Genomic DNA, 17916 nt, shown 5'->3' on the forward strand with positions numbered 1-17916 from the left:
ACGGCATGGCATGCGTCAGGCGACCGGCTTGGTCGATTCCGCGCCGCCGTTGCGCACGCTGGTGCGGAACAGCAGCCAGCCGACGAAGGCGAGGATGGCCAGGCCGACCCATGGGCCCAGGTGCACGCCCAGCGACATCACGTCGGCGCGGCCGGAAACGACGATCGGAATCGCGATCAGGATGCCGGTCAGCGCCTCGCCGGTGATCAGGCCGGCGGCGAACAGCGTGCCCGGACGATGCGCGCGATCACGCTCGGCTTCGTCGCTGTCGATCGACAGGCCATGGCGACGCTCGACGATGTACGCCAGCAGGCCGCCGAGGAAGATCGGCACCATCAGTTCCAGCGGCAGGTAGATGCCGATGGCCGCGGCCAGCACGGGCACGCGGAAGTGCGCCTTGCGCGACTTCAGCCATTCGTCCAGCGCGATGACCACCGCGCCGATGAGCGCGCCGATGGCGATCATGTCCCACGGCAGCTTGCCGCCGAACAGGCCCTTCGCCACCGACGCCATCAACGTGGCCTGCGGCGCGGCGAGCGAGTTCGGGTGCGCGGCCGTGCGCGGGCCGATGCCGTACGCCTCGGCAAGCAGGTTCAGCACCGGCGCCATGATCAGCGCGCACGAGAACGCGCCGATGCCCAGCATCAGTTGCTGCTTCCACGGCGTGGCGCCGACGATGTAACCGGCCTTGAGGTCCTGCAGGTTGTCGCCGCCGACCGCCGCCGCGCAGCACACCACCGCGCCGATCATGATCGCGGCGACCGGGCCGATCGACGAATCGCGGCCCATGAGCAGCATCAGCACCAGCGAGGCGAACAGGATCGTCGCGATCGTGATGCCGGAAACTGGATTGTTCGAGGAACCCACCAGGCCGGCGAGGTACGCCGACACCGATACGAACAGGAAGCCCGCGACGATCATGATGATCGTCATCGTCAGGCTCACGCCCCAGGACTGCACGATGGCGTGGTAGAGCATCCACAGCGGGATCACGAACACCGCGAGCGCCACGAGCATCCACTTCATCGGCAGGTCGCGTTCGGTTTCCGCGACCGCCAGGCCGCCGCCCTTGCGCGCCGCGGCGAGGCCGCTCTTGATGCCCGAGGCGAGCGAATTGCGCAGCGAGAACAGCGTCCAGATGCCGCCGATCAGCATCGCGCCGACACCGAGGTAGCGGACCTTCGCCGACCAGATCGCGCCGCCCGCGTCAGCGGCGGACGCGCCGGCGATCTGCGCGGCGAGTGCGGGATCGGAGTCGAGGAAGAACGCGTGGTAGATCGGAATCGCGAACTGCCACGACAGGATCGAACCGGACACGACCACGATGCCGATGTTCAGACCGACGATGTAACCCACGCCCAGCAGCGCCGGCGACAGGTTCGTGCCCATGTAGCCCAGGTACTTGCCGATGAAGCCCGAGGCGACGGCATTGTCGGGGATCAGGCGCAGGCCGCTTTCGGCGGCGAGCTTCACCAGCGCGCCGAGCGCGCCGGCGACGCCGAGGATCTTTAGGCCCGGGCCGGGGTTCTCGCCGGCCTTGAGCACTTCGGCCGCGGCCTTGCCTTCGGGGAACGGCAGCGGCTCCTCGACGATCATCGAACGGCGCAGCGGCACCGAGAACAGCACGCCGAGCAGGCCGCCGAGACCGGCGATGCCCACGACCCACCAGTATTTGAAGTCGGGCCAGACGCCCATGATGATCAGCGCGGGGATCGTGAAGATCACGCCGGCGGCGATCGACGAACCGGCCGAGGCGCCGGTCTGGACGATGTTGTTCTCCAGGATGCTGCCGCCGCCGAGCAGGCGCAGCACGCCCATCGAGACGACCGCCGCCGGGATGGCGGTGGCGATGGTCAGGCCCGCGAACAGGCCCAGGTAGGCATTGGCGGCGGAGAGGATCACCGCCAGCACGATGGCCAGCAGGACAGCTCGGAAGGTCAATTGTGGCGTCGCGGGCGAGGCCATCGGCAGCTCCAGGAGGACTCGGTTAAATCGAGCGGTCCCGGATCATCGCATTGGCTGCCGGGGCCTGTAAAAACTCCGCGGCAAATGGACAGGACGCGGCAAATATGCGGCGGTGCAGCGATACGTGGGGGTATCGCGTGGCAGGTCGACAGGGCCACCTTCGTCATCGCGCGGGATGACGATGCTGCGGCGAAGGCCGGCGGGCGGCGCCGATGGGTGCCGGTGCAGCCTCGCGCGGACACATCGCGGCCCTCGAACGACTCGCGGCGAGCCTCGCGCGGGTCGGCGCGAGGCTCAGGCGGGCGCTGGCGCACCCGCGCGCGGCTGCGGCGGAGCCTGCCGAGGCTGCGCGACACCCTCGGACGGCTCGCCGGCACCTTCGCGCGGGCATGGCGCAGGGCTCGCACGGCTGCCGCGCAGCCTCGGATTGCGAGAAAGTCGCAGCGCACGACTGCGTTGCAGCCTCGCGAGGACACCGGCCTCTCCGACGCAGGCTCGCGCGCACTCGATCGAACGTTCGCCGGTGCCCGCGCGAGGGACCATGCATCCCGACGCGGCGGGCGCCCTCCGCCGTCGCTCCTATACTCGCGACCGACTCACCGCGGAGCCCGTCGTGGCCGCCATCGACCTGCCGCACCACCATGTCGACGATGTCGCCCGCGATCCGCGCGACGAGCTCTTCGGCCATCCCAAGGGCGTCTACGTCTGCTTCTTCACCGAGATGTGGGAGCGTTTTTCGTTCTACGGAATGAAGGCGCTGCTGCTGCTCTACCTGCTCCAGCACCACCGCTTCGGCGACGGGCCGGGGCTGGACGTGCTCGGCGCCTACGGCGGTCTCGTCTACTGCCTGCCGGTCGTCGGCGGGTTGCTCGCCGATCGCTACCTCGGCATGCGCAAGGCGGTGGTGTTCGGCGGGCTTCTGCTCGTCGCCGGCCACCTCGGCATGGCAGTGGAAGGCCACGCCGCCACCGTCAGCGGCGGCACCGTCGTGCGCGACGAAGGCGCGCTGCGCGTGTTCTACCTTTCGCTCGCGCTGATCATCGTCGGCGTTGGCTTCCTCAAGCCGAACATCTCCACCATCGTCGGGCGCCTGTATCCGGAGAACGATCCGCGCCGCGACTCGGGCTTCTCGCTGTTCTACGCCGGCATCAACCTGGGCGCGCTGTTCTCCGCGCTGGTGTGCGGCTATCTCGGGCAGACGCTCGGCTGGAAGTGGGGCTTCGGCGCGGCCGGCATCGGCATGCTGCTCGGACTGGCGCAATTCCTGTGGGGCCAGAAATACCTGCACGGCCACGCCGAGCCGCCGGATGCCGCGCGCCTGCGCGAACCCGTGTTCGGCATCCCGCGCGAATGGGCGATCTACCTCGGCGCGGTGCTCGCACTGGTGCCGCTGGCGGCACTGATGTGGGCCGTCGCCAACGGCCGCTTCGCACTTGGCGGCGAGATCTCGCTTGCCTTGATGCTGATGTTGCTGGTGATGCTCGCCGTGCTGGCGTGGTTCGCGTGGTTCCTCAAGGCGCGCTGCACGCGCGAGCAGCGCCATCGCATGCTCGCGCTGATGGCGCTGATCTTCATGGCGCTGGTGTACTTCACGCTGTACGAGCAGACGTACGGCTCGTGGGTAACCTTCACCGATCGCCTGCTGACCAAGGATGTCTTCCCGTCGCTGGTGATCCGCGAAGGCACGCCGTGGCCGTGGTCGACCGTATCGCTGGTGCTGGCGCCGATGGCGTTCGTCGCGGCGGCGATGCTGTCGGACCGCGATCCCGATTCGCCGATGCCGAAGCTGCTGTTCGCCGGCGCGATCGTGCTGATGCTCGTGTTCCTGCTGCGCGACTGCGTGGTGCTGCCGCAGACGGCTGGTTCGCTGACGTACCTGGGCGCGCTGTTCCTGGTGCTGCTCGCGCCGGTGTTCGCGCGGCTGTGGGATTCGCTCGACCGGCGCGGGCTGGATCCTTCGAAACCGGCGAAATCCGCGCTTGGCCTGCTCTTCGCGGGGCTGAGCTTCGTGCCGATGGCGTGGGCCGCGCAGCACGCGGGCGAAACGGGTCAGCTCGCCAGCGTGTGGTGGCTCGTGCTGGCCTACCTGGTGCTGGAGATCGGCGAGATGTGCCTGGCGCCGGTCGGCCTTGCCGCGGTGACGCAACTGTCGGTGAAAAGCGTGATGAGCCTGATGATGGGCACGTGGTTCCTCGCGACCGCGTTCTCCGAAACGCTGGCGGCGCTGTTCGGCAAGCTCGCCGCGATCGACGTCCCCGAAGGCGCCGTGCTCGATTTCGCCGCCGCCGGCGCGAAGTACGCGAACCTGTTCTGGCTGATGACGGGCATCGGCATCGGCTGGGCGGTGCTGGCCTTCACCGCCGCGCCGATGCTGCGGCGGCTGATGCATGGCGTGAAGTGATCGCGCCGGAAACACGAACGGCGCCCGCAGGCGCCGTTCGTGTGTGCCGCCTTCGATCGCCTACTTCGCGGCCTTCGCTTCCGCGGCGCCGGCTCCGGTCGTCGCGACCGCGCCGCCGAGGCTGCGCGAAAGGAACGCGAGCAGTTGCGTGTAGAACGCCTGACGGTGTTCCTGCGTGTAGAAGCCGTGCGCTTCGGTGTCGTAGTAGAGGGTTTCCACCGGCACGCCGGCCTTGCGCAGGGCCGACTCCATCATCCGGCTGTGCTCGATCGGCGCGACGCGATCCTCACCGCCCGCGGCGAGGAACACCGGCACCTTGATGCGGTCGGCGAGGCGGTTCGGCGAAACGTCGCCCAGCGCGGCGGGATCGCCGACCCATTCGCGCAGCCAGTTGCCCGAACGGCGACTGTCGCGGGTGTCGTCGGCGATCATCTTCGGCAGGTCGTACACGCCCACGTAGCCCACCGCGCACTTGTAGAGGTCCGGTTCCTTCGCCACGCCCATCAACGAGGCGTACGCGCCATAGCTTGCGCCGTACAGGCAGATGCGGCCCTTGTCGGCGATGCCTTCGGCGATGGCCCAGCGCGTGGCGTCGGTGAGGTCGTCCTGCATCCGGCCGCCCCACTCGCGCGCACCGGCGCTGACGTAGGACTTGCCGTAACCGGACGAACCCCGGTAGTTCAGTTGCAGCACGGCATAGCCCGCCGCCGACAGGAGCTGGGCGTCGGAGTCGAACTCCCAGTGATCCTGCACGTCGATCGGGCCGCCGTGCGGCATCACCACGAGCGGAAGGTTCCGGCCGTTGCTGCCGTTCGGCGTGGTGATGTACCCGTGCAGCAGCATGCCGTCGCGCGCCTTCACCTCGATCGGCTTCGACGTCGCCTGCTGCGCCGGATCGAACCATTCACGCTTGGCCAGTACGTGCGCGGCCTTCCTGGCCTTCGTGTCAAAGAGGTAGAAGTCGCCCGGATTCTGGTCGCTGTACACCTGGACCAGCGCGAGCGAGCCGTCGTTGGTCTGCGATGTGACGACCACGCCCTGTCCCGCGAACGCCGCCTCAAGGCTCTTCTGAAGGCGCGCCTCGGGGGCCTCGCGCTCGAAAAAATCCGAATGGAGGCGGCCGTCGGAGAAGTACGCGCCGATCGGCACGCGCGTGTTGTTGCGGTAGATGATGCGCCACGGGTCGGCGCGGTCGTCGCGCAGCACCTGCGTGCGCTTGCGCGTCGCCAGGTCCATCGCGACGATCGCATCGGGACCGCTCGGTTGTTCGACCTGCAGGTACACCGTCTGGTTGTCCGCGGAGAAGCCGACCGGCACCTCGAACAGGCCATCCTTCTCGATCGTCACCAGGTCCCACGCGGCGCCGTCGCCGGTGCGGTAGTAGAGGTGACGGATGTTGTCCGAATTCGAGCCCCAGGTGAACCGCACCACGCCCTGGTTGTCGGTGGCGAAGCGCGCGTTGCGCATCGGTGCGATCGCCACGCGCTGCATCCGCCCGGTGAACGCGTCGATGCGCTCGGCGGTCGAGTGCGGATCCCGCGAATACGGCTGCGCAGAGATCAGCGCGGTACGCCCATCGCCGACCGGGGTCGGGATCAGGTAGGCCCAGATCCGGTCGTTGCCCTTCTTCGGCTTGATGTTCGTGCCCAGGCCGCCGTCCTGCGTGCGATAACCGACCAGCATCTCGGCCTTGCCGCCGTCGGCGTTCATCGCGAACAGCTCGCCGGTGGGTTGCGGCTCGTCGAGCGAACCGAACTTCTCGGCGGCGCTCAGCACCACGCGCTCCGGGCCGACCCATTCGAAATCCGCGATGTAGTTGTCGCGGGGCAGCCTGAACGTGCCGGTGAGCTTGCCGGTCTGGCGTTCGATCACCGCCAGCACGCTGCGGTCCTCCATCGGCAGCGTCGCCGCGAAATACTGCCCGCCTGGCGAGATCCTGATGTCGGTGAACTGGTCCTTGCGCGTGTAGACCGATACATCGACGCCACCGGCCGCGGCATTGAGCGATAACGCCGCGAGAGCAGCGACGAGCAGAAGCTTCTTCATGGGGCCCCTTCCGTGTGAGTTCGTCGCCCAGCTCCCCGCTGGCGACGCCTGCAAGCCTAACGCGTTGTGGCGAACGGTGGCGCGGAATCAGGCCAGCGTCCGCGCGAGCGCATCCCGCCAGTGCGGCAGGTCCAGCGCGTACTCCACGCGCAGGCGTGCGGTGTCGAGCACCGAGTACGCCGGGCGTGCCGCGCGCGTGGGGTAATCGGCGGTCGCGATCGCATGCACGAGGGGGCGACGCGCGAGCATCCCGCGTGCCGTCGCTTCGTCGAAGATCGCCTCGGCGAAGCCGTGCCAGGTCGTCTGTCCGTCCGCGACGAGATGACGCACGCCGGCGGCGACGATGCCGCGGCGCAGGATCGCCGCCGTCGCATCCGCGATGAGCCATGCCGGCGTGGGGCAGCCATGCTGGTCGGCGACCACGCGCAGTTCGTCGCGTTCGGCGCCGATGCGCAGCATGGTTCGCAGGAAATTGTGACCGTGGAGGCCGTAGACCCAGGCGGTTCGCAGGATCAGGTGGCGCGCGCCGCTCCGGGCGATCGCCGCCTCGCCTTCGAGCTTGCTGTCGCCGTAGACGCCCAGTGGCGCGGTCGGATCGTCCTCGCGATACGGACGCGTGCCACGGCCGTCGAAGACGTAGTCGGTGGAGTAATGCACGAGCGCGGCACCGGATGCGGCGCACGCCGCCGCGAGGTGCCCCGCAGCCTGCGCGTTGATCCGGAACGCGGCTTCGGCGTCGTCCTCCGCGCGATCCACCGCGGTGTACGCGGCGGCGTTGACGACGACGTCCGGACGCACGCGCGCAACGAGCGGCGCAATCGCATCCAGGTCGGACAGGTCCAGCGATTCGCACGCCGCACCATCATCGAGCCGACCATTGCGCGTGGTGGCGACCACATCGCCCAGCGGCGCAAGGCTGCGCGTGAGCGCATGGCCGACCTGCCCGTTCGCGCCGACGAGAAGCAGCTTCACGATGCGCGCCTCACGGCGAATTGACCGGCAGACGGTCCTCGGGGATTTCGTCCAGGAACGGCGCGCGCGCGTCCTTGTCAGACAGCGTGACGTCGGACACCGGCCAGTCGATCGCGAGCCGCGCATCGTTCCAGCGGATGGCCGCATCGGCCGTCGCGTCGTAGGTCGCAGTGCACAGGTAGGTGAACACCGCGCGCTCGCTGAGCGTGACGAAACCGTGCGCGAAGCCTTCGGGGATCCAGAAATGCCGCTTGTTCTCCGCGCTGAGCAGCACCGCGGTCCAGCGGCCGAAATGCGGCGAGCCGCGACGGATGTCGACCGCGACGTCCCACACCTCGCCTTCGACCACGCTGACGTACTTGCCTTGCGGATTCGGCCACTGGTAATGGAGGCCGCGCAGCACGCCGCGCCGCGAGGACGAGACGTTGCCCTGGACGAAGGTTGGACGTATTCCCGAGTCGCCCAGCCTGTCGAGGTTGAACGACTCGAAGAAGAAGCCGCGATCGTCCCCGAACACGCGCGGTTCGATCACCACGCATCCGGGCAGGTCGGTTTCGATGACCTTCACGGCACCGGGCCCCGCTCGGCCAGGCTCAACAGGTATTCGCCGTAGCCATTCTTGGCGAGCGGACGCGCGAGTGCGTTGAGCTGTTCGGCGTTGATCCAGCCGTTGTTCCAGGCGATCTCTTCCGGGCAGCACACGCGAAGGCCCTGACGCGCCTCGATCGTCTCGATGTAGTTGGACGCTTCCAGGAGCGACTGGTGGGTGCCGGTGTCGAGCCAGGCATAACCGCGGCCGAGCTGCTCCAGATGCAGCGAGCCTTCGTCGAGGTACCGCTGATTGAGATCCGTGATTTCCAGCTCGCCGCGCGCGGACGGCTTGAGTTCGGCCGCGAAGTCGCTCGCCCGGCCGTCGTAGAAGTACAGGCCGGTGACGGCGTAGTTCGACCGCGGCTGCGCCGGCTTTTCCTCCAGGCCGATCACGCGGCCGGCGGCATCGAACTCCGCCACGCCGTAGCGCTGCGGATCGCGCACCCAGTAGCCGAACACCGTCGCGCCGTCGTGCCGCGAATCGGCGCGTCGGAGCATCGCCGTCAGGCCCGGGCCGTGGAAGATATTGTCGCCCAGCACCAGGCAGCTGGACTGGCCTGCGACGAAATCGCGGCCGATCAGGTACGCCTGCGCCAGCCCGTCCGGGCTCGGCTGCACGGCGTACTCGATGCGCATGCCCCACTGCGAACCATCGCCAAGCAGCGCGCGGAACAGAGGCTGCTCGTGCGGCGTGTTGATGATCAGCACTTCGCGGATGCCCGCCAGCATCAGCACGCTGAGCGGGTAATAGATCATCGGCTTGTCGTACACCGGCAGCAGCTGCTTGCTGATGCCCTGCGTGATCGGATACAGCCGCGTACCGCTTCCGCCGGCCAGGATGATTCCCTTGCGACTCATTTGCCTACCCTCATCCCTGACCGATGCGCTCAAGACGGTAACTGCCGTCCAGCACACGCTGCACCCACGGCTGGTTGTCCATGTACCAGCCGACGGTGAGCGCGATGCCCTCGTCGAACGTCACGGTCGGCGCCCACCGCAGTTCGTTCTTGAGCTTGGAAGCATCGATCGCGTACCGGCGATCGTGACCGGGACGATCGGCGACGAAGGTGATCAGCGACTCGCGGGAGCGACCATCCGCCAGCGGCGAACGCTCGTCGAGCAAGCGGCAGATCGCCTTCACGACCTCAAGATTCTGCCGTTCCGCGTCTCCGCCGACGTTGTAGGTCTCGCCGACGCGACCAGACTCAAGGACCCGCCGGATCGCGGCGCAGTGATCCCCCACGTAGAGCCAGTCGCGTACGTTGCGGCCGTCGCCGTACACCGGCAGCGGTTCGCCGGCCAACGCGCGGGCGATGATCAGCGGAATGAGCTTTTCCGGGAACTGGTACGGACCGTAGTTGTTCGAGCAGTTCGTGGTGAGCACCGGCAGGCCGTACGTGTGGTGGAACGCACGAACCAGATGATCCGATGCCGCCTTCGACGCCGAGTAGGGCGAGTTCGGCGCATACGGGGTTTCTTCGGTGAACTTGCCCGATTCGCCCAGCGTTCCGTACACCTCGTCCGTCGAAACGTGCAGGAAGCGGAACGCGTCGCGACCTGCGGCGTCCAGCGACTTCCAGTAATCGCGCGATTTTTCCAGCAGGTTCAGCGTACCCACCACGTTCGTCTGCACGAACGCGGCCGGCCCGTCGATGGAGCGGTCCACGTGGCTTTCGGCCGCGAAGTTGACGATCGCGTCAGGACGATGTTCGCGCAGCAGGCGCTCGATGAGTGCGGCGTCACCGATGTCGCCCTGCACCAACACGTGTCGGGGATCGTTCTCAAGCGACGCGAGCGTGTCGACGTTACCCGCATAGGTAAGCGCGTCGAGATTCACGACATTGATGTTGCGCTGTACAGCTTCCAGGACGAAGTTGCCGCCGATGAAGCCTGCACCTCCCGTCACGAGCCATGTCGTCACTGAAATTCCTTATCGACTCTTGAAATACGGAAATGACCTGGACGGACTCAGAACGGAATATCGTCGTCCGCGAAATCGTCGTTGAAGCTGCTCGACTTGGCCGGCGGGGCCTCGCGACGCGGGGCGGATTCCTGGCGCGCCGGGGGACGCGACGAACGCTCGCCGCCACCGCCGCGATATTCGCCACGGCTGCCGCCGCCGCCCTCGCCGCCCGGGCGACCGCCGAGCATCTGCATCTCGTCGGCGATGATGTCGGTGGAGTAGCGCTCCACGCCGTCCTGGCCGGTGTACTTGTCGTAGCGGATCGAGCCTTCGACGTAGACCTGGCTGCCCTTGCGCAGGTATTCGCCGGCGATCTCGCCGAGCTTGCCGAAGAAGGTCACCCGGTGCCACTCGGTGCGCTCCTGGGTATTGCCATCGCGGTCCTTGCGCACGCTGGTCGTGGCCAGGCGGGCCTTGGTCACCGCCATGCCGCCCTGGGTGTACTTGGTTTCGGGATCGTCGCCCAGGTTGCCGACCAGGATCACCTTGTTGATGCCGCGTGCCATGGGAGTGCGTTCCCCTCTTCGTATGTGTGCTTCGTCTGGAGGCCGGGCACGCGGGGCAAAGCCACCGTGCCGGCAGGGGAAGCATCATAACAGCCGTCCGTCGTCCGCCACCGGCGCGAACCGGCGGCGCGGACGTCGGCAATCACATGCGCGTGAGGTCTCCGAAACGGCAGGCGAAGGCCAGGAACATGCTTGCCCGGACGTCGGACTCGGCCTCACCGGTGCGTAGGGCATAGCGCTCGCAGGCGTGGCTGAACAGGTCGGCCAGGAGCGTGCCGAAGTCCGTGGGTCCGCCTTCGATGCACGGGCAGACGGTCATGGAGAGGCTGCGGTCGACGGCCCACAGCCGCAACAGTTCGAACGACGCCGGATCCTCCTGCGCCCCTTCGGGAATGGCGAGCGCCTCCCGGGCGAGGATACGGTCCTTGTCCTTGCCACGGGCGGCGCGACTTGCCATCAGGCGATCGCTCCTTCGACGGGCCGGGCCGCACCCGTCGGGCCGAGGCGCCGCAGGACTTCGTCCAGTTCGGCATCCAGGTCGATGCAGGCGGTGCCGGTCCGCTGGGTGGTGCCGGCGACGTAGCGATCCAGCGCGTGCGCGACCGCCTCCAGCAGCGCCTCGCGCCGCGCGCCGCCGAGCAGGCGCAGGCTGCGTTCGATCAGATCGGCGTGGCGCAGCCCCGGCCATTGCGGGATGGCGACCGGGGTAACCGCGGCGTCCGCGGCGGCATTGCATCGTGTGGTCATGAAGCGTTCGCTCCGGTGGCGGGTCTGGGCGATGCGGCGCATCGAAACCACAGGTTGTGTGCGCGACCCGGCGACGTACATCGGAACTGTCCGAAAAATCCTCGCAACGAGTGCGCCCCGTATAATCCAGAGCCCCTCACTCGCGGTTCGCCCATGCAACCCAGTCCGACGACGACCCCGGCCGTCCCCGACCTGGCCACCATCCAGGCCCTGGCCCGTCAGGACATGGCGGCGGTGGACGCGCTGATCCGGCGCCGGCTCGCATCGGACGTGGTGCTGATCAACCAGGTCGCCGAGTACATCGTCGGTGCCGGTGGCAAGCGCCTGCGGCCGATGCTGCTGCTGCTCGCCAACGGTGCGCTGGGCGGACGCGAAGGCCGCGGCATCGGCGAGGACGCCCACCAGCTCGCGGCGGTGGTCGAATTCATCCACACCGCGACGCTGCTGCACGACGACGTCGTCGACGAATCCGACCTGCGCCGTGGCCGCAAGACCGCCAACGCGGTGTGGGGCAACGCGGCCAGCGTGCTGGTCGGCGATTTCCTGTATTCGCGCAGCTTCCAGCTGATGGTCGAACTGGAACGCATGGCGGTGATGCAGATCCTCGCCGACACCACCAACCGCATCGCCGAAGGCGAAGTGCTGCAACTGCTGCACGTGCGCAACCCCGATACCGACGAGGCCGCCTACCTGCGCGTGATCGAGCGCAAGACCGCGGTGCTGTTCGCCGCCGCCACCCGCCTGGGCGCGCTGCTGGCGGATGCGGACGAAGCGACGTGCGATGCGCTGCACGACTACGGCCTGAACCTGGGCTACGCGTTCCAGATCGCCGACGACGTGCTCGATTACGCCTCCGACGCGGCGACGCTCGGCAAGAACCTCGGCGACGACCTCGCCGAAGGCAAGGCGACGCTGCCGCTGATCCACGCCATCGCGCACAGCGACGCGGCTACGCGCGAGGTCCTGCGCAACGCCGTCGAGCACGGCGACACCGACGCGATGCCCGACGTGCTGGCCGCGATCCACGCCACCGGCGGCCTCGATTACAGCCGCCGCCGCGCGCACGAATACGCGCAGGCCGCCGAGCGGGCGCTCGACGGCCTGGACGAGAACGACTACACGCTGGCGCTGCGTGGACTGGCGCGTTACGCGGTCAGTCGCGATCACTGACGCGATCGCGATCTTCCGCGACCTCGGGACTCAGGCGACGCCGAGTCCCGGAATCGTGCTGATCATCTCCGGATCGAAGCCCGCCAGTTCGGCGAAGTGGCGTCCGCGCGCCACGTAATCGCGATAGGGGCCGAAACTCGGCGCGCCGGGCGACAGCAGCACGACGCCCTCCCCGCCCAGCGCCGACTTCGCCTGCGCCATCGCATCGGCGAGATCGCCGGCTTCACCCAACACGAAGCCCGCCTGCGCGGCGAGCGGTGCGAGCAGCGCATGGATGCGCGGCCCGTTCTGACCCATCGTGACGATCGACAGCGGCGCATGCGTGTGCATCGCCTCGGCGAAGTCCTCCCACGGCAGGCCGCGATCGTGCCCGCCGATCAGGATCGCCACGCGACGCGAGGCGAAACACTCCAGCGCCGCGAGGCTCGCGTGTGGTGTGGTGCTGATCGAATCGTTGACGTAGGTGATGCCGTCACGCGTGCCGATCGTTTGCAGGCGGTGCGGCAGCGGGCGGAAGCTTGCGGCATGCGGCGCGAGCGGCGCCGCGTCCAGCCCCAGCGCTTCGATCGCCGTCAGCACCGCGCACAGGTTGCCGCGATTGTGGCGTCCCGGCAGCGGCAGTGCGCGTGTGTCCATCACGAATGCATCGCCGCGGTACAGGTCGTCCCCGCGCAGATGCCAGCCGTCGGCGCGCCCGAACCAGCGCACCTCGCTGTCGGTGAGCGACGCGCCCAGCTGCGCCAGTCGCGGATCGTTCGCGTTGAGTACGGCGGTGCGCGGCCGAGCCTGCGTGATCAGGCGGAGTTTGTCCTCGACGTAGCGCTCGTGCGAGCCGTGCCAGTCGAGGTGTTCGGGAAAAATGTTCAGCGCGATCGCCACCTGCGGCCGTACCCCGCTCCCGGCCACGTCGCCGGTCTGGTAACTGGACAGCTCGATCGCCCAGAATTCCGGCGCGATGTCCGGCTCCAGTGCTTCCAGCAGCGGCAGCCCGATGTTGCCGGCGAGCGCGGTGACATGGCCGCCGGCGCGCAGCAGATGGGCGAGCAGCGCCGTCGTCGTGCTTTTGCCCTTGGTGCCGGTGACGCAGATCGTGTTCGCGGCGACGCCATCGACGCCCGCGTGTTCGGCGAACCACAGCGCCGTGCCGCCGATGAAACGCGTGCCGGCCTGCGCGGCGGCGACGGCCTCGGGCTTGTACGGGCTGATGCCGGGCGATTTCACGACGATGTCGAACGCCGAGAGCGTCGGCGCGGACACGTCCGTTTCGGCGACGAGGTTCGCATCGTGCAGCGCCGTCGCTTCCACGGCTTCGGCTGTCGAGCAGAACAGCGTCAACGGCAGCGCCGGCAATCGCGCGCGGATCGCGCGATACGCCGCGCGTCCTTCGCGGCCCCAGCCCCAGAGCGCGACCTTGCGACCGTCGAGCGAGGCGATGTCAGGCGGCGAACTGCGCACGCAGGCGTTCCCACAGGACGGCCGGGATGCGGTGCTCGTCGTCGATGACGAGCAGCGGCTCGATGGCGAGTTCGCCCGCATCCAGCTGCGGGCGGATCTCGTGCGCGAAGCGGTCGACCAACGCGTCTTCACGCCATTCCGGGCGGTCGGCCAGCGCGGCCATCGCCGCACGCGATTCGCGCCCTTCGCCGACGCATTCGAACGGCTTGTGGTTCTGGTATTCCAGCAGCGCGTCGAAGCCGGGGATCTGCGCCGGATCGTCGAGCAGGTTGCGGCCGAAAATGCCCATCAGGCGCGGCTTCGGCATGAACGGTGCGAGTGCGAGGAACACGAAGTGGCACTTCGGGCACACGCCGCACCAGCGGCTCGCAGGACGTTCGCCGAGGATGTGGAAATTCCGGTTGCAGCTGCTGAAGTGCGCGTCGTAGCGATCGGTCTTCGCGAACTGGCGCGCGACGGCGAGTTCGCTCAGCGGACGCAGCAGCGAGTAGTAATGCAGATCCGCCGCGACGTGCCGCTGCACGTATTCGCCGAACGCGCGCTCGCACGCCCAGCCCTTCGACCACTGGTGATTCACCTCGCCCGTGCCTTCGATCACGCTGCCGTAGCTGGCGGAGCGTTCGTTCGAGAACACCACCTGGTCCACGCCCAGCAGCACCGCGGCGAACACCATGATCGCCGAGTTCAGCACCGTGACCGGGATGTGCCCGTTCCACGCGCCTTCGCGGTTGTAGTCGAACAGCTGCGGCGCCAGCGCGCGACCTAGGTTGAGCGTCGGCAGGCCGGTGCGTTCGGCGCAGGCGCGGATCAGCTGCGAGCCGCCGATCCACGTCACCGTCTGTTCGACGCCCAGCGTGCGCAGCGCTTCGATGCTGACCAGCGAATCCTTGCCGCCGCCGATGGCGACGAGGGCGTGATGGCGCAGGCCGAGGGTTTTGGCGCTACCCGGAACACCATCCCCACCCAACCCGCCCCTTGCCGGGGAAGGCTCACTCACCGGGAAGTTGATCTTCCCGTGCAGGTTCAGGCCGTTGCGATAGGCGAATTCGCCCAGGCCGTTGACGTAGATCAGCTCGATCAATGCGGCGGTGTCCGCATCGTTCGCGTACGAATCGATGCGGATTTCCGACGGCACCGCCGCTTTGTAATAGCTCACGCCGGCGATCAGGTGCAGCAGGCGCAGCGCGCGCTCGGCTGCCTCGGCGCGTTGCACGTCGAGGACGAACGGCGCACCCGGCACGGTGATCGTCTCGATCATTTCCGGGCCATCGTCGAAGGCGTACACCAGCTGCGCGACGCCCGTTTGCGCGTCGAACCCGCAACGCACGAAACGGAACGCGCGGATCGCGTCGCGGTTGAATTTCCACTCACTCATTCGATTGCTTCCTCGGCCGGAAGGGCCCGCAGGTTGTAGGTGTTGGCCATCGCCATGCCGTAGGCGCCGGCGTCGGCGACCAGGATCACGTCGCCTTCGGTCGTGTCGGCCGGCAACGTGCGCCCGCGGCCGATCACGTCGCTGCTTTCGCAGATCGGACCGACGACCTCGAACACCGCCGTGCCGTTCGCATCGTCACGGCTCAGGTTGAAAATGCCGTGGTAGGCCTCGTACATCGCCGGACGCATCAACGCGTTCATGCCGGCGTCGCAGCCCACGCGGCGCACGCCGTCCTTTTCCACGACCTGCGTCGCGGTCAGCAGCAGCGCGCCGCTTTCGGCGACGAGGTAGCGGCCCGGCTCGATCACCAGCCCGTAGCGCGGATACGCCGCCTTGATTTCCTCCAGCCCCGCGCGCCAAAGCGGCAGGTCGAACTGCGGCGCTTCGGGCGTGTACGGGATCGGCAACCCCCCGCCGATGTCGATGGTCTCGATCGTGCCGATGCTATCCGCCAGGCCCGCCAGATGCGCGTACACGCCGCGCCAGTGCTGCGGATCCTCGATGCCGCTGCCCAGGTGCGCGTGCAGGCCGCTGATGCGGATGCCGAGCCTGCGCGCCTCTTCGACGAACGCATCGAAGCGCGTCATCGGCAAACCGAACTTCGCCGCGACGCCGCCGGTCTTGACCTTCTCGTGATGCCCTTCGCCGTGGCCGAGGTCGATGCGCAGCCAGATCGTGCGGTTGCGAAACACCTCGGGCCAACGCTGCAGCGCTTCGATGTTGTCGAGCGTGACGATGATGCCGCGCTCGAAGGCCGCCTCGTACTCGCGACGCGGCGCGAAGCTCGGCGTGAACAACACGCGGCTCGGCGCGATGTGCGGCAGAGTCGCGAAGACGTGGTCGAACTCGCCCTGCGACACGCATTCCAGGCCGAAGCCTTCGCCGACCAGCGTGCGCAGGATGTCCGCGTTCGGATTGGCCTTGATCGCGTAGAAGCAGCGATCCACCGCATTCGTTGCACTGAGCGAACGCGCGCGGTCGCGCACGGTGGCGAGGTCGTAGACGTAGCGCGGCGTGCCCTTCGCGGCGAGCGAAAGCAGCTCGTCGCGGCGAGCGCGCCACCACGCCGGCACGCGCTGCGGCGCACCGAACGCGATCTCGCGCCAGCTCGGGCCGAACACCGTCGCATCGCGCACCGGCATCGCGCGCGAGCGGATGAGTTCGGCGTGCAGGTGCGGCAGCAGACCTTCGGCGTCGGCCTCGTCGATGACGAAGGTGAGGTTGAGGTCGTTGGACGACTGCGAGATCAGGTGCACGTGCTGGCGGCCGAACGTCGCCCAGATGTCGCTCAGGCGATGCAGCAGCGAACGCATGCCACGACCGACCAGCGTGATCGCCGCGCACGGCGCGATGACCTTCACGCGGCAGATCTCGGCGAGATCCGCACTCAGCGCTTCGAGCACGTTCGTCGTGACCAGGTTTTCGCTGGGATCGAGCGAGACGGTGACGTTGGTCTCCGACGAACCGATCAGGTCGATCGACAACCCGTGGCGCTTGAAGCGTTCGAACACGTCGGCGAGGAAGCCGACCTGCTGCCACATGCCGATGCTTTCCATCGACACCAGCACGATGCCGTTGCGGCGGCTGATCGCCTTCACGCCCGGCACCGTCGCGGCGGTCGCGTCGATGCGCGTGCCGGGTAGTTCCGCGCGTTCGGTGTCGAGGATCGCCATCGGCACGCCGGCGTCGCGGCAGGGCGCGATCGAGCGCGGATGCAGCACCTTCGCGCCGGTCGTCGCGATTTCCTGCGCTTCGGCGTAATGCAGGCGCGTGAGCAGGCGCGCCTCGGGCACGTCGCGCGGATTGGCGCTGAACATGCCGGGCACGTCGGTCCAGATTTCCACGCGCTGCGCCTTCAGCAGCGCGCCGAAATACGCAGCCGACGTATCCGAACCGCCACGGCCGAGGATCGCCGTGCCGCCGTCGCCGTGGCGCGAGATGAAACCCTGCGTGATCAGCGCGCGCGTCGGCTGCGTGGAGAAGCGCTCGCCGAAACCCTCGCCGTCGAGGCGGCAGTTCACCGACAACCGCTGCGACCACGCGCTGGCGTTGGGCAGCGACACCGCATCGAGCCAGTCGCGTGCATCGCACCAGCCGAAGTCCAGCCCCTGCGTGCGCAGGTACGCCGCGCCGAGCGTGGACGACAGCAGTTCGCCCTGCGCCAGCACTTCGGCCTGCCAGTCGAGGGGACGCGTCGCGGCGCGCGCGTCCGTGCCCAGCGCCTGCAACGCAGCCAGGCGCTCCCCGAGCACGGTGTCGGCGTCGAGGTCGAGTTCGCTGCAGAACGCGCGATGGCGTTCGACCAGCGCGGCGATGCGGTTGTCGACGTCCTCACCGTTCGCGATCGCCTGCAGCTCGTTGGTGACGCCCGACAGCGCGGACACCACGACCAGCACGCGAACGCCCTCTTCGGACATGCGTTTTCCGGCGAGGCGTCCGATGGTGTCCCAACGGTTCCGGCGGGACACCGAGGTGCCGCCGAACTTGAGTACTACCCAGCGATTCGCTTCCGCCACTGCAACGGTTCCTTTGATGAGGTTCTGGAGTGTGTAGATGAGGAGATGGAATGTGATTGCCGCCGAAACCATGCCGGCGCGGAGCCGTCACGGAAACTAGAATGGCGCGCTCGCCTGCGCAGGCGGAGACGTCGCCGTAAACTGCGCAA

The 17916-nt window shown here is 68.1% G+C and carries 14 protein-coding genes; 2 read left to right on the forward strand and 12 right to left on the reverse strand.

Translation table 11 applies throughout. From position 1 onward, the window contains the following. Window positions 1-15 precede the first annotated feature (15 nt). Window positions 16-1965 (reverse strand): OPT family oligopeptide transporter, encoded by a 1950-nt coding sequence (locus I4U41_RS12185; RefSeq protein WP_206861357.1) that lies wholly within the window; start codon window positions 1963-1965, stop codon window positions 16-18. A gap of 622 nt (window positions 1966-2587) precedes the next feature. On the opposite strand from I4U41_RS12185, the gene I4U41_RS12190 reads away from it, so the two are divergent. Next, window positions 2588-4366, forward strand: coding sequence for a peptide MFS transporter (locus I4U41_RS12190; protein ID WP_320415191.1), 1779 nt, complete (start codon window positions 2588-2590; stop codon window positions 4364-4366). A gap of 60 nt (window positions 4367-4426) precedes the next feature. Here the strand turns inward: I4U41_RS12190 and I4U41_RS12195 are convergent, their stop codons facing one another. The 8 genes from I4U41_RS12195 to I4U41_RS12230 all read right to left on the reverse strand — a co-directional run bounded on the left by I4U41_RS12195 (window position 4427) and on the right by I4U41_RS12230 (window position 11233). After that, window positions 4427-6412, reverse strand: coding sequence for an alpha/beta hydrolase family protein (locus tag I4U41_RS12195; protein ID WP_206861359.1), 1986 nt, complete (start codon window positions 6410-6412; stop codon window positions 4427-4429). Window positions 6413-6499: 87 nt separating this feature from the next. Continuing rightward, window positions 6500-7384: a dTDP-4-dehydrorhamnose reductase gene (rfbD, locus tag I4U41_RS12200; RefSeq protein ID WP_206861360.1), complete on the reverse strand. Its 885-nt coding sequence runs from the start codon at window positions 7382-7384 to the stop codon at window positions 6500-6502. Between the two features lie 10 nt (window positions 7385-7394). Continuing rightward, window positions 7395-7952, reverse strand: coding sequence for a dTDP-4-dehydrorhamnose 3,5-epimerase (rfbC, locus tag I4U41_RS12205; protein WP_206861361.1), 558 nt, complete (start codon window positions 7950-7952; stop codon window positions 7395-7397). Continuing rightward, window positions 7949-8833, reverse strand: coding sequence for a glucose-1-phosphate thymidylyltransferase RfbA (gene rfbA / locus I4U41_RS12210; RefSeq protein ID WP_206861362.1), 885 nt, complete (start codon window positions 8831-8833; stop codon window positions 7949-7951). The genes rfbC and rfbA overlap by 4 nt, the downstream gene beginning before the upstream one ends. A 10-nt stretch (window positions 8834-8843) precedes the next feature. After that, a complete protein-coding gene (rfbB, locus tag I4U41_RS12215) occupies window positions 8844-9896 on the reverse strand; it encodes a dTDP-glucose 4,6-dehydratase (RefSeq protein ID WP_206861363.1) in 1053 nt (350 codons plus the stop codon). Between the two features lie 47 nt (window positions 9897-9943). Further along, window positions 9944-10444 carry a single-stranded DNA-binding protein gene (gene ssb, locus I4U41_RS12220; protein ID WP_206861364.1) on the reverse strand — a complete coding sequence of 167 codons (501 nt, stop codon included), beginning with the start codon at window positions 10442-10444 and terminating at the stop codon, window positions 9944-9946. 142 nt (window positions 10445-10586) lie between these two features. After that, a complete protein-coding gene (locus I4U41_RS12225; RefSeq protein WP_206861365.1) occupies window positions 10587-10901 on the reverse strand; it encodes a DUF5076 domain-containing protein in 315 nt (104 codons plus the stop codon). Next, on the reverse strand, window positions 10901-11233 hold the full coding sequence (locus I4U41_RS12230; protein WP_206861366.1) for a hypothetical protein: 333 nt from the start codon (window positions 11231-11233) through the stop codon (window positions 10901-10903). Before I4U41_RS12230 ends, I4U41_RS12225 begins: the two co-directional genes overlap by 1 nt. Before the next feature lie 111 nt (window positions 11234-11344). Between I4U41_RS12230 and I4U41_RS12235 the strand changes: the two genes are divergently transcribed. Then, entirely contained in the window at window positions 11345-12361 is a 1017-nt protein-coding gene (locus tag I4U41_RS12235) for a polyprenyl synthetase family protein (RefSeq protein ID WP_206861367.1), read from the forward strand. Between the two features lie 30 nt (window positions 12362-12391). Here the strand turns inward: I4U41_RS12235 and murD are convergent, their stop codons facing one another. The 3 genes from murD to I4U41_RS12250 are packed head-to-tail and all read right to left on the reverse strand — an operon-like array spanning window position 12392 to window position 17767. Continuing rightward, window positions 12392-13816, reverse strand: a complete 1425-nt coding sequence (gene murD, locus I4U41_RS12240; protein ID WP_320415184.1) for a UDP-N-acetylmuramoyl-L-alanine--D-glutamate ligase — start codon at window positions 13814-13816, stop codon at window positions 12392-12394. Further along, window positions 13797-15191, reverse strand: a complete 1395-nt coding sequence (gene murL / locus I4U41_RS12245) for a UDP-N-acetyl-alpha-D-muramoyl-L-alanyl-L-glutamate epimerase (protein WP_206861369.1) — start codon at window positions 15189-15191, stop codon at window positions 13797-13799. Before murL ends, murD begins: the two co-directional genes overlap by 20 nt. Next, window positions 15188-17767, reverse strand: a complete 2580-nt coding sequence (locus tag I4U41_RS12250) for a bifunctional aspartate kinase/diaminopimelate decarboxylase (protein WP_320415185.1) — start codon at window positions 17765-17767, stop codon at window positions 15188-15190. The genes murL and I4U41_RS12250 overlap by 4 nt, the downstream gene beginning before the upstream one ends. Between the last annotated feature and the right edge of the window lie 149 nt (window positions 17768-17916).

The organism is Lysobacter changpingensis (genome assembly GCF_017308985.1).
In the GTDB taxonomy this organism is placed as follows: Bacteria; Pseudomonadota; Gammaproteobacteria; order Xanthomonadales; family Xanthomonadaceae; genus Lysobacter_J; species Lysobacter_J changpingensis.